General features: G+C 75.4%; 12 protein-coding genes. 2 read left to right on the top strand and 10 right to left on the bottom strand.

What is annotated here, in order from left to right; genetic code table 11:
- Positions 1–932: DUF418 domain-containing protein (locus tag ECOMGDLI_RS33060; protein ID WP_143448081.1), on the top strand; the 932-nt coding region annotated here is incomplete at its 5' end.
- Here the strand turns inward: ECOMGDLI_RS33060 and ECOMGDLI_RS33065 are convergent.
- From ECOMGDLI_RS33065 to recN, 5 genes are all read right to left on the bottom strand, one after another.
- A complete protein-coding gene (locus ECOMGDLI_RS33065; protein WP_143448082.1) occupies positions 933–1,373 on the bottom strand; it encodes a hypothetical protein in 441 nt (146 codons plus the stop codon).
- A 44-nt stretch (positions 1,374–1,417) separates the two neighbouring features.
- Positions 1,418–2,341 carry an aminoglycoside phosphotransferase family protein gene (locus ECOMGDLI_RS33070; protein ID WP_088321072.1) on the bottom strand — a complete coding sequence of 308 codons (924 nt, stop codon included), beginning with the start codon at positions 2,339–2,341 and terminating at the stop codon, positions 1,418–1,420.
- Positions 2,338–3,090, bottom strand: a complete 753-nt coding sequence (locus tag ECOMGDLI_RS33075; protein WP_088321074.1) for a class I SAM-dependent methyltransferase — start codon at positions 3,088–3,090, stop codon at positions 2,338–2,340. The genes ECOMGDLI_RS33070 and ECOMGDLI_RS33075 overlap by 4 nt, the downstream gene beginning before the upstream one ends.
- A gap of 120 nt (positions 3,091–3,210) precedes the next feature.
- Positions 3,211–4,344, bottom strand: coding sequence for an epoxide hydrolase family protein (locus ECOMGDLI_RS33080; protein ID WP_088321076.1), 1,134 nt, complete (start codon positions 4,342–4,344; stop codon positions 3,211–3,213).
- Between the two features lie 4 nt (positions 4,345–4,348).
- Positions 4,349–6,169, bottom strand: coding sequence for a DNA repair protein RecN (gene recN, locus ECOMGDLI_RS33085; protein ID WP_198955407.1), 1,821 nt, complete (start codon positions 6,167–6,169; stop codon positions 4,349–4,351).
- 172 nt (positions 6,170–6,341) lie between these two features.
- Between recN and ECOMGDLI_RS33090 the strand changes: the two genes are divergently transcribed.
- A complete protein-coding gene (locus ECOMGDLI_RS33090) occupies positions 6,342–6,962 on the top strand; it encodes a hypothetical protein (RefSeq protein WP_088321080.1) in 621 nt (206 codons plus the stop codon).
- Positions 6,963–6,976: 14 nt separating this feature from the next.
- Here ECOMGDLI_RS33090 and ECOMGDLI_RS33095 read toward each other — a convergent pair whose 3' ends face one another.
- The 5 genes from ECOMGDLI_RS33095 to ECOMGDLI_RS35705 are packed head-to-tail and all read right to left on the bottom strand — an operon-like array spanning position 6,977 to position 11,167.
- A complete protein-coding gene (locus ECOMGDLI_RS33095) occupies positions 6,977–7,945 on the bottom strand; it encodes an NAD kinase (RefSeq protein WP_088321090.1) in 969 nt (322 codons plus the stop codon).
- Positions 7,946–7,950: 5 nt separating this feature from the next.
- Positions 7,951–8,760, bottom strand: a complete 810-nt coding sequence (locus ECOMGDLI_RS33100) for a TlyA family RNA methyltransferase (protein ID WP_088321082.1) — start codon at positions 8,758–8,760, stop codon at positions 7,951–7,953.
- Complete coding sequence (locus tag ECOMGDLI_RS33105; protein WP_088321084.1) at positions 8,757–9,083, bottom strand: hypothetical protein; 327 nt, start codon at positions 9,081–9,083, stop codon at positions 8,757–8,759. The genes ECOMGDLI_RS33100 and ECOMGDLI_RS33105 overlap by 4 nt, the downstream gene beginning before the upstream one ends.
- A gap of 33 nt (positions 9,084–9,116) precedes the next feature.
- Positions 9,117–10,196: an HAD-IIA family hydrolase gene (locus tag ECOMGDLI_RS33110; RefSeq protein WP_198955406.1), complete on the bottom strand. Its 1,080-nt coding sequence runs from the start codon at positions 10,194–10,196 to the stop codon at positions 9,117–9,119.
- Positions 10,193–11,167, bottom strand: a complete 975-nt coding sequence (locus tag ECOMGDLI_RS35705; RefSeq protein ID WP_088321086.1) for a hypothetical protein — start codon at positions 11,165–11,167, stop codon at positions 10,193–10,195. Before ECOMGDLI_RS35705 ends, ECOMGDLI_RS33110 begins: the two co-directional genes overlap by 4 nt.
- Positions 11,168–11,544: the final 377 nt, after the last annotated feature.

Here is an 11,544-nt window from a genome sequence, read left to right on the forward strand (position 1 = left end):
TGCCGGACATCGTCGTCGCCCGGGTCGCCCGGATCGCGCAGAGGCAGGCGGGGCGGGGGCCGCGCGGGGTGCGGCGGGTGCTGTGGCGGCGTTCGCTCGTGCTCATCGGCGTCGGGGTGGTGCACGCCGTCCTGCTGTTCGTCGGCGACATCCTCACCGCCTACGGCGTTCTGCTCCTCCTCGGGGCGTGGATGGTGCGGTGGCGGGACCGGTGGCTGGTCACGGTCGCCGTCCTCTTCTTCGTGCTGACGGCACTGCCGAGCGATGGTTCCCTGGCGACGAGCACGCTCCCGCCGGACGCCTCGATGCTGCCGCCGGATCTGTGGGCGATGCTCACGGCCCGGCCTCCCGTGTCGCTCTTCGTCGCGCTCGTCGGCCCGATCGGGTTCGCGTGCCCGTTCGCGGTCGGGCTCCTGGCCGGACGACGGCGCATCCTCGAGCAGCCCGAGCGGCACCGGACGCTGCTGCGGGTCACCGCGACCTTCGGGATCGGCGCCGCCGTGCTCGGTGCGCAACCCGTCGCGCTCGTGATCGCCGGCGTCCTCCCCCGTCCGCAGGAGGCGGTGCTCAACACGATCGGCCCGCTCCACGACGCGACCGGGACCCTCGGCGGCTTCGGCTGGGCCGCGCTCTTCGGCCTGCTCGCCCTGCGGCTGCAGACGGCCCGCCGGCGGCCCTTCCTCGACGCCGTCGTCGCCACCGGTCAGCGCTCGATGACCTGCTACCTCGCCCAGTCCGTCGTGTGGGCGACGGCCTTCACTCCGTTCCTGCTCGACCTGTCGGGCACCCTGACGACCAGCACGACGGCCCTGCTCGCCGTGCTGACCTGGCTGGCCACCGTGCTCCTCGCCGACCGGCTGCGGCGGGGCGGCCACCGCGGCCCGTTCGAGGTGCTCGTCCGGCGCGTCAGCTACGGACGCCCCGTCACGTGATCAGGACGACCGGGGCGTCACCGCTGCCCTGCTCCGCGGCGCGAGGTGCAGCGCCGCGACGGCGGCCCCTGTGCCCCCGGCCGCGAGGACGACCAGGAGCCCGAGCCGCCATCGGCCCGCGGTCCGGCAGGCTACGGCGGCGTCGGACATCGAGGAGTCGTCCGGGACCCCGTACGTCGTCGACGCCGCTGCCGGGGAGGCGCACTCGACGGTCGCCCCGTCGACGGTGGCCCGCGCCGGCGCGACGAGATACCAAGCGACCGCGAACCACAGCACCGACCACCCCAGCATGACCACGGCGACGGGTCGGCGGCCCCGCCCGGCCCTCGCGCCGCGGACCGCGGCCGCGACGACGCCGACCAGGCAGACCGCCATGAACGCCGCCACCAGACCACCCGCGGGCAAGCCCGAGTACTCGACGTACCCGTCCTGGCTCCTCATGATCACCACGCTATCGACCCTCCCTGTCGGGCATGGGCGAACGGTCACGCGCCTGCGAGCACGGTGGCGATCCGCGCGCACCTCGGCGGGTCGATGGTGAGCCCGTTCTCCAGTCCCCACAGCCAGTAGTCCACGACACGCACGAGCGCCCAGTCGCGAGCCCGGACCTGGTCGAGGTGTCCTGCACGGACGATCCCCACCAGCAGGGGAAGGACGTCGCCGGGCTCGTCGAGGTCGGCGTACCTGGTCCACAGCAGCTCCGCCACGCCCAGTTCCGGGTCCCCGGCGACCGGCCGGGGGTCGATGGCGAGCCACGGCTCCCGGGCACCGGCCAGCACGTTCCCGTAGTGCAGGTCGGCGTGGACCAGACGGTGCTGCATCGGTCGGCACACGGCCTGCGCAGCATGGAGAGCGGCGTAGAGGATCCGTCCGGGGACGGGACCGCCCAGCCTGGAGTCGCGCTCCACGAACGATCCCGCGGCCGCCGCGGCCACCTCCGCCGAGGTGACGAGCCCAGCAGGCGGGTCGATCGCGAGCCGTCGCAGCAGATGTCCCGCGACCTCGCTGGCGCGCTGGAGCGGGAGGACGTGCAGCGAGCGGTCGGGGTCGAGGCGTTCCAGCAGAAGGACGCCGGCATCCGCGTCGGCGTCCAGCAGGGCGACGACACCGCGGCCGCCCCACGCGACGAGGGCCCGGATCACCGCCTCGGCGGAGCCGTCCCGCCATGCGACGCGGAGGACGGCACGCTTGCCCGCCCCGGTGAGGACGGGGACCGTCACGGCGAGGTCCCCGAACCGGACGCGGAGATCCAGCGGGTCCCGTCGGAGCCGCCAGCGGGCGAGGACGTCCGCCACCGTCGCGGGGATCGCGGCAGCCCACGCCCGGCCGGCCTCGCCGCACCGGGCGGCCCGCTGCTCGACGAAGGCAGCCGGGACGACCAGATCCGGCAGGTCCGGCCCGGCGCTCATGTGCGGCGGGCGAGGATCAGGTGCCTCGTCGAGTGCGCGACGAAAGGCCGCCCTCGCCGCATGTCCCGGTCAAGGGCCAGCAGCCCTTCCAGGTACCTCGCCGCCGAGAAGCCGGGGACCCACCAGACGCACTTGCGCAGGGTCCAGACGACGGCACCGACGTCGTGGAACTCCATGCGGCAGCGTGCGGTCCTCAGGTCCTCGACCACCAGCCCCGCAGCCTCGACCGCCGCGACCTCCGCCTGGGGATGCCGTCCGGCGCGCTGTCGGGGCAACGGTCCGAGGAAGTGCTCGATCAGCTCGAAGGCCGACCCGGGTCCCACGTGCTGGGCGAAGTAGTACCCGCCGCGTGCGAGCACGCGACAGATCTGGCCCCAGTCCGGTGCGACCGGATGTCTCGACGTCACGAGGTCGAACGAGCCGTCCTCGACAGGCCAGCGCCGACCCTCCACGGTCTCGACGACCTGGACGCCGCGCGGGCCGAGCAGCCGTCGGGCCCGTTCCACGTTCGGCGGCCACCCCTCGGTGGCCACCATCGTGGGCGGCAGGCGCGGCACCCCGGCCAGGACCTCGCCACCCCCGGTGTCCACGTCGAGCGCCGACTGCACGGCACCGAGCCGCTCGGCGAGCAGCCCCGCGTAACCCCAGGGCGGTCGCTCCTCCGTGGCCCGCCCCTCGAGCCACCCGAAGCCCCAGCCGGTGACGTCGGCCGCCTCGGCCTCGCCGACGAGCGCCTCGAACGACAGCACGCTTCATCGTCCTCACCCGCGGGACCGACCGGCAAACCGATAAAGGACCGGGCAACCAGACCTGGCCCGGCAACGGCGAGCCGACACCGCGGCCAGTCACACGCCGACGGCACCAACGGCTCAGGCCAGGACGTCGGGCCCGGTGAAGAACTCGGCGATGTCCCCGGCGAGGAGGTCGGGCTCCTCGGCGGCGGCGAAGTGGCCGCCGCGGGGGTGGGCCGTCCAGCGCCGGACGGCGTAGAGCCGCTCGTACCAGGAGCGCGGGGGTTCCCCTTCGGGGACGAACTCGTTGGGGAACAACGCCATCGCGGTCGGGACGCGGACGTGGTCGTCCGGCCCGATGGGGCTGCCGTGCCAGCGGTTGTCGTAGTAGTCGCGCATCGACGAGGCGATCGACCCGGTCGCCCACCAGAGGGTGAGCATGGTCAGGAGCGCGTCGCGACCGAACCGTGCGTCGAGGTCGCCGTCGCTGTCGGACCAGGAGCGCCACTTGTCGAGGACCCACGCGGCGAGCCCGGCCGGGGAGTCGGTGAGGCCGTACGCGAGGGTCTGCGGTCGGGTGGACTGCACCGCGCTGTACCCGCGCTCCGTCTCGTCCCAGCGGGCGACGTGGTCGACGTACGTCTGCTCCTCGACCGTGAGCGGCGGCGAGCCCGGCCCGGTGTACGGCCACATCTCGGGGGTGCTGAGGTGGATCCCGGTCATCCGCTGCGGCTGCGCGAGGGCCATGGACGTCGCGACGCCGGCACCGAAGTCCCCGCCGTGGGCGCCGTACCGCTCGTACCCCAGCCCCTGCATGAGCGTGTGCCACAGGCCCGCCACGAAAGCCCGGTCGACGCCCGCCCGGGCCGGCCGCTCGGAGAACAGGTATCCCGGCAGCGACGGGACCACGAGGTCGAACCGGTCACCGAGCCGGTCCACGAGCGACAGCATCTCCACGAACGTGCTGGGCCAGCCGTGGGTGAGGATCAGCGGCATCCGCCCCGCCCCGGGGCGATGGTGGTGGACGAAGTGGATCCGCACGCCGTCCACGTCGGCGACCCGGTGCTCGTAGCGGTTGAGCCGGCGCTCCGCGCTGCGCCAGTCGAAGCCGTCGGCCCAGTACCCGAGCAGGCCGCGGAGATAGTCCAGGTCGACGCCCTGCTCCCACGGCTGCCCCGGCGCCGCATCGGGCCACCGGGTGCGTCGGATGCGGTCCTGCAGGTCCTCGAGGACCGGGTCCGGCACGTCGACGGAGAACGGCTCGACGCGCATGCGGCTACCCGAGCGCCCGGTCGGCCTTCGCCGACGTGAGGAGCTCCTCGGCGTGGGCCTGGGCGCTGTCCGACTCCTCGATCCCGCCGAGCATCCGGGCCAGCTCACGGACCCGGCCCTCGTCGTCCAGGAGCCGGACACCGCTCTCGGTGACCTCGCCGTCCTTGCTCTTGACGACGAGCAGGTGCCGGTCCGCGAAGGCGGCCACCTGCGCGAGGTGGGTCACGACGAGCACCTGGGACGTCGCGGCCAGCCGGGCGAGCCGGCGGCCGATGCCGATCGCCGCCTTGCCGCCGACGCCGGCGTCGACCTCGTCGAACACGAACGTCGGCACGGGGTCGACGGCGCCGAGGACCACCTCGAGACCGAGCATGACGCGGGAGAGCTCACCGCCGGAGGCGCCCTTGCCGAGCGGGCGCGGGGACGCACCGGCGTGCGGCGCGAGCAGGAGCTCGACCTCGTCGACGCCGTCGGGGCCGGCCGCGAGGAGCCGCGGCCCGTCGGTGCCCGCTGCCGCGGCCGCGGACGCCGCGGCCTTCGCGGCGGCGACGGCCTTGGCCCCCTTGGCCCTCGGGACGGGTTCGACGACGGGCAGGCCGTTGAGGTCGTCGCGCTGCCGGACCTCGACGACGAGCCGGGCGTCGGGCATCGACAGCTCGGTGAGCTCGGCGCTCACGAGGTCGGCGAGCCGGGCACCGGCGACCTGACGCGCGTGGCTGATCTCGCCGCCGAGCCGGCCGAGCGTCGTGCGGAGCGACTCGCGCTCGAGGCGCAGCCCCTCGATGCGGTCGTCGTCCGAGTCGAGCTCGCCGAGCCGGGCGCCGGAGGTCTTGGCCCAGGCGAGGACGCCGTCGATGTCCTCCCCGTACGCCCGGGTGAGGCTCTTGAGGACGGCGCGGCGCTCCTCGATCGCGGCGAGCCGGATCGGGTCGGACTCGACGGCCGAGGTGTACGCGGCGCAGTCGGCCGCGATGTCGGCCGCGAGGTACGCGAGCTCGCCGACCCGGTCGGCGAGGCCGGCGAGGTCCTCGTCGTGGTGCCGCACCGCCTCGAGCGCGCGGCGGGCCTCGCTGAGCAGGGCGGTGACGTCGGCGGCGTCCGACGACGCGTCCGGGTCGCCGGCGAGCGCGAGGTGGGCGGTCGTCGCGGCCGTCCGGAGCTCCTCGGCGTGGGCGAGCCGCTGCGCCTCGGCGCGCAGCTCGACGTCCTCCGAGGGCTGCGGGTCCACCCGCTCGATCTCGGCGAGGCCGAGGCGCAGGAGCTCGGCCTCCTGCGCGCGCTCGCGGGAGAGCCGGGTGATCTCGTCGATCTCGGTCTCGACGGCGCGCAACCGCGCCCAGGCGCTGCGGTAGGCAGCCAGCGGGACGGCCACGGCGTCACCGGCGAACCGGTCGAGCGCCTCGCGCTGGCGGGCCGTCGACCTGAGCCGGATCTGCTCGTTCTGCCCGTGCACGGTGACGAGCTCGTCGGCGAGCTCGCCGAGCACCCCGACGGGCACCGAACGGCCGCCCAGGTGGGCCCGGCTGCGCCCCTCGGCGCTCACCGTGCGGGACATGATGAGGACGTCGCCGTCGTCGAGGACGGCGCCTGCCTCGAGGGCGCGGGCGGCGGCCGGCCCGGCCGGGTCGAGCAGGATCTGGCCCTCGACGAAGGCCCCCTGCTCCCCCTCCCGGACGGCACCGGCGTCCGCCCGCCCGCCCATGAGCAGGCCGAGCCCGGTCACGACCATCGTCTTGCCGGCACCGGTCTCACCCGTGACGACGGTCAGGCCGGGGCCGAGCTCGAGCACGGCGTCCCGGATGACGCCGAGCCCACGAAGGCGCATCTCGAGGAGCACGGCTGCAGCCTAGGCGGCGGAGACGACAACCTGTGGGAGTTGTCCCCAGGAATCGAACATGTGTCGGAATCGACGGTGCCCGTCCGGGCCGGAAGCGTTTTCGTCATCCACAGGCGCTGGGGCGACGTGCCGCGTCGTCGCCGGTCGGTACGGTGACCGGATGGCGCTCCTCCACGACGCGACGATCTCGCCCCGCAAGGACGAGATCATCGACCCCTGGCTCCGCACGAGATCGTGGTGGGACGGGCAGGCGGACCGCGGGCCCGTCGGCTCGTTCCGGTTGGACGACCCGGCCGGGCAGGTCGGCATGGAGTGCTTCCTCTTCGGGTCCGCGACCGGTTCCACCCTCTTCGTGCCGGTGACCTACCGCGGTGCACCGTTGCCGACGGCCGCGGACGCCCTGCTGGGCACGATGGAGCACTCCGCGCTGGGCACCCGGTACGTCCACGACGCCTGCGCCGACCCGGTCTTCGTCGCCACGGTGCTCGACACGATCCGTACCGGCGGCCGGCAGGCCGATCTGCTGCTGCGACGCGCCGACGGCACGGAGGTCACCCGCGAGCCCGCCGCCACGGTGCGCGGTGCGGGCGTGCCGTCCGTACCCGCGCACGACCCGGCTCACGCGGTGCGGCCGACGGACGGCCCCGACCGGACGACGGTCCCCGGCGCCGGCTGGACGCTCACGGTCATGCGTCGGCTCGGCGACGCACCGCAAGGGCCGGCACTGGTCGGGAGCTTCGAGGGCGGAGCGGACCTGCGGCTCGCGGTGGTCTCCGTCTGACCCGACCGTCGGGGTCAGGCGCCGGCGTCGCGCTGCTCGTCGACGGCCGCCGCGGCCGCCGCGACCCTGGTACGCCGCGACTCCGCCGCGGAGCGGCCCCGCCAGCCACGCACGGGCAGGCCGAACTTCGCGACGAGCCGGTCGGTGAACGGCGGGCGGGCGAGCCGCGCGAGGCGCACGGGCAGCGCCGAGCGGCAGACCTCGATCCGGGCGCCGGGCGGCAGGGTGAGGCTGCGTCGGCCGTCGCACCAGAGCACCCCGCCGGACGGCGGGATGAGCTCCACGGCCGACACCGACGTCGGCGCGACGACGAGCGGGCGGGCGAACAGTGCGTGCGCCGACAGCGGCACGATGAGCAGCGCCTCGACCTCGGGCCACACGACCGGTCCGCCCGCGGAGAACGCGTACGCCGTCGAGCCGGTGGGCGTCGCGAGGACGACGCCGTCGCAGCCGAACTCGGTGACCGGCCGCCCGTCGACCTCGAGGACGACCTCGATCATCCGCTCCCGGTTGGCCTTCTCGACGCTCGCCTCGTTGACGGCCCAGGTGCGGCCGATCTCGCGGCCGTCGAGCTCGACGAGGACGTCGAGCGTCATCCGCTCCTCGACCTCGTACCGGCGCTCGGCGATCCGCTCGACGGTCTCGGCGAGGTCGTCGCGCTCGGCCTCCGCGAGGAAGCCGACGTGCCCGAGGTTGACGCCGAGCAGCGGGACGTCGCTGCCGCGGACCACCTCGGCGGCCCGCAGGATCGTCCCGTCGCCGCCGAGGACGACGACGAGCTCGGCGTCGTCCAGAGGGCACTCGGCATCTGCGATCTCGACGACCGCCTGCGCGGCCTCGGGCAGCTTGCCGGCCTCGTCGCCGAAGAACACCGGTTGCAGGCCTGCGGCGTGCAGACCCATGACGACGTCCGCCGCGGCCTGGACGGCGGCCGGGCGGCCCATGTGCGGGAGGACGACGACGCGTCGCGGTTCGGTGCTCATCACCCTCATCCTTGCGGACCGTCGGCGACGACACGCTCGACGGTCCAGGGGTCGACGTCCGGCGCGCCCCGGCGCAGCCTCAGGAAGTACTCGACGTTGCCGCTCGGGCCCGGCAGAGGGCTCGCCGCGACGCCCGCGACGCCGAGGCCGAGCGGCACGGCGGACGCCGCCACCTCGAGCACGGCGGCGACCCGCAGGGCCGGATCGCGGACGACCCCGCCGGAGCCCAGCCGCTCACGGCCGACCTCGAACTGCGGCTTGACCATGAGGACGAGGTCGGCCTCCGCCGCCGCGCACCGGGCGAGCGCCGGGAGCACGAGGCGCAGCGAGATGAACGACAGGTCCCCCACGACGAGGTCCGGGGCGTACGGCAGCAGCTCCGGCGTCAGCTCGCGGACGTTCTGCCGGTCGAGCACGGTGACCCGCTCGTCCTGCTGGAGGCGCCAGACGAGCTGGCCGTAGCCGACGTCGACGGCGACGACGTGGGCCGCGCCGTGGCGCAGGAGGACGTCGGTGAAGCCCCCGGTGCTCGCGCCGGCGTCGAGGCAGCGCCGGCCCTCGACGGCGAGGCCGTCGGGTGCGAAGGCCTCGAGCGCGCCGAGCAGCTTGTGCGCGCCGCGGCTGGCCCAGTGCGGGTCGTCGTCCACGTCGTTGACGACGATGGGCGCGGCCGGGTCGACCTGGGTGGCCGGCTTGGTCGCCGTCCGCCCGGAGACGCTCACCCGGCCGGCGGCGACGAGCTCGCCGGCGACCTCACGGGAACGGGCCAGGCCCCGGCGGACGAGCTCGGCGTCGAGGCGGCGGAGCCTGCTCATCCCTCGACGTCGGCCAGCCGGTCCTGGAGCGCGCGGTGGACGGCGTCGTACGCGGCGACCTGGCCGTCGAGCGGCCCCGCGACGGCGTCCCGGAGCAGCGCGACGGCGTCGTCGACCCCGGCGTCGCCGGTCTGCGGCGGCTGCGGGACGTCGACCGGGCCGCCGTCCGTGCCGTCGACCATGCCGTCGACCATGCCGTCGAGCGGACCCTCGTCGAGGTCGTCGACGACCTGGACGTCGTCGCCGTACCCGTCGACGACCTGGGAGTCGTCGTGCGCGCCCTGGTCGTGCTGGGCGGTCGCGCCGTAGGTCGGCTCACTCACCGGGGCACCCCTTCCGTCCGTCGGCCTGCCACGCTACCGCGCCCACGCGGCGTCGGGTTCGAGGGCCGCCAGGGCCGCGAGGACGCCGGTGACGTCGGGCGTGCGGCCCGCGTCGACGACGGTCCAGGCGGCGACGCAGCCCGCACGGAGCAGGTCGAGCGCGTCGTCGCCCGGGCGGACGACGGAGAGCACGTCACCGTCGGCGGCGACGGCCGCGCCGCCGGACGTCGCAGTGGTGCGGCCGTCGACGTCCTGCGGGTCGACGGCCGGGTGCGCCACATGCAGCGCGTCGAGGTCGCGGCCGAGGTGCGTCGGGCGGACCGCCCGCGAGCAGAGCAGGAGGTCGCTCGCGGTGCTGACGCCGGTGAGGACGACGAGACCGTCCATGCCGGCGTTCACCGCGCCCTCGAGGTCGGTGTCGAGCCGGTCCCCGACGACGAGCGGCCGGGTGCTGCTGTTGCGCCGGGCCGCCTCGTGGAAGGAGCCCGGTGCGGGCTTGCCCGCGACGTCGTCCGGCCGCCGGCCCGCCGCCGCGGCGACGGCGCCGACGAGCGCGCCGTTGCCGGGGGCCGGGCCGTGGGGCGTCGGGAAGGTCATGTCGAGGTTCGACGCGATCCACGGCAGCCCGGCCCGGACGGCGCGGCTGCCCTCGGCGAGGAGGCGCCAGGTCATGTCCGGGCTGAACCCCTGGACGACGGCCACCGGCGCGTCGTCCATCGTGCCGACGGGGCGCAACCCGTTCTCCACCAGGGTGATCCGCAGGCCCTCGCCACCGACGACGAGGACCGGCGAGCCGGCGGGCAGCCGGTCCGCGAGCATCCGGGCGGCGACCTGCGCCGACGTGACGACGTCGTCGAGGTGCGCCTCGACCCCGAGCCGGACGAGGTGGTCGACGACCGCCTGCGGCGGCCGCGAGGCGTTGTTCGTGACGAACGCCAGGGCCATCCCGGCGGTGCGGGCCCGGGCGAGCGCGTCGGCAGCGCCCGGGACCGCGTCCGGCCCGACGTAGACCACGCCGTCGAGGTCGAGGACGGCGAGGTCGTACGCCGTGACGAGCGGGTCGGCCGAGCCGGGCAGCCCGGCCGACGTCGTCCGGAGGGCGCCCGAGGTCACGCCTTGGCCTCCTCGCCGGTGGGCTCGTCGTCCGGGTCGTCGTCGTCAGCGTCGTCGTCCGACGTCGACAGGACCGGGGGCTCCTGGAAGAGGCCCGTCGTCGCCGGGGCCGGCGGGGCGGCGACCGGTGCGGGGGCCGGCTCGTCGTCGACGACGTCCACGTCGACGTCCACGTCGTCGAAGTCCTCGGCGAGGTCGGCGTCCGGCACCGGCGCCGCCGCGGTGGGCTCGACCGCCTGGACCGACTCGGGCAGCAGGTCGCCGCCCTCGTCGACCGCGGCGTCGTCGTCCTCGAAGTCCTCACCGAGGTCCTCGAAGACGAGTCCCTCGTCCTCTGCGAGGCGGTCGGCGATGCCGGCCTCCCCGTCGACGTCGGCCTCGAGCGCCCGGAGCAGCCACTCCTGGGCCTCGTCGGTGCGGCCGACGGCGGACAGCGCGTCGGCGTACGCCGAGCGGAGCCGCGCGAGCCAGGTGGCCTTCGTCTTCGACTTCAGCTCGGGCACCTGGAGCGTGACGACGGCCGCGTCGAGCTGGCCGAGGTCGGTCCGGGCGCCGGCGGCGACGATGAGCATCTCCACCTGGCCGTCGAAGTCGAGGCGGCGGGCCTCGTCGGAGACCGTGAGCTCGAGCGCACGCTCGGGGCGGCCCATGCCGCGCTCGCAGTCGGCCATGACCGGCAGGTGCACGTTGGAGCCGGTGAGCCGGCGCACGGTGCGCAGCTCGCCGAGCGCCTCGGCGTAGCGACCGGTCGCGTACGCCGCGAGCCCGACCGCCTCACGCACCGACGCGAGGCGCGCGGCGCGGGAGCGGGCGGCGACGGCGTGCTGCCAGGCGGCCTCCGGGTCCTCGTCGAGGAGCCGGCCTGCCATCACGAGGTGACGGGCGACGTCCTTCGCGGTGTCGGGGCGCAGCGCCGACAGCTCGGCCTTGACGCTCTTGTCGAGCTCACCGCCGGTGACGTCGTCCGGCACCTCCGGCGGCGGGCCGTCGACGGCACGGGCCGGGCCGCGGCGGGCGAGCCGGGCCTCACGCTCGGCGCGCCAGGCCTCCTCGGTCGCCGGGTCGCGCTCGGGACCGCGCGAACCGCCCCGGTCGGGACGGCCGCCGCGGTCCGGGCGGGCCGCACGGTCGGGACGCGGGCCACGATCGGGCCGTCCGCCGGGGGCACGGTCGGTCGGCGGGCGGTCGCCGTAGGACCGCTGAGGACGGTCACCACGCGGGCTGTCGTTGAAGGAGCGTCCGGGGCGGTCGCTGGAGGAACGCTGCGGCCGGTCACCCTGAGGGCGCTCGCCATAGGAACGCTGCGGCCGGTCACCCTGGGGACGGTCGCCATAGGAACGCTGCGGCC

Source organism: Kineosporia sp. R_H_3, from assembly GCF_002198675.1.
Lineage (GTDB): Bacteria > Actinomycetota > Actinomycetes > Actinomycetales > Kineosporiaceae > R-H-3.

Excerpts from the sequence above, each read along its gene's own strand:
- ECOMGDLI_RS33065 (WP_143448082.1), bottom strand. The coding sequence starts at position 1,373 with ATGAGGAGCCAGGACGGGTACGTCGAGTACTCGGGCTTGCCCGCGGGT.
- ECOMGDLI_RS33070 (WP_088321072.1), bottom strand. The coding sequence starts at position 2,341 with ATGAGCGCCGGGCCGGACCTGCCGGATCTGGTCGTCCCGGCTGCCTTC.
- ECOMGDLI_RS33080 (WP_088321076.1), bottom strand. The coding sequence starts at position 4,344 with ATGCGCGTCGAGCCGTTCTCCGTCGACGTGCCGGACCCGGTCCTCGAG.
- recN (WP_198955407.1), bottom strand. The coding sequence starts at position 6,169 with ATGCGCCTTCGTGGGCTCGGCGTCATCCGGGACGCCGTGCTCGAGCTC.
- ECOMGDLI_RS33090 (WP_088321080.1), top strand. The coding sequence starts at position 6,342 with ATGGCGCTCCTCCACGACGCGACGATCTCGCCCCGCAAGGACGAGATC.
- ECOMGDLI_RS33095 (WP_088321090.1), bottom strand. The coding sequence starts at position 7,945 with ATGAGCACCGAACCGCGACGCGTCGTCGTCCTCCCGCACATGGGCCGC.
- ECOMGDLI_RS33100 (WP_088321082.1), bottom strand. The coding sequence starts at position 8,760 with ATGAGCAGGCTCCGCCGCCTCGACGCCGAGCTCGTCCGCCGGGGCCTG.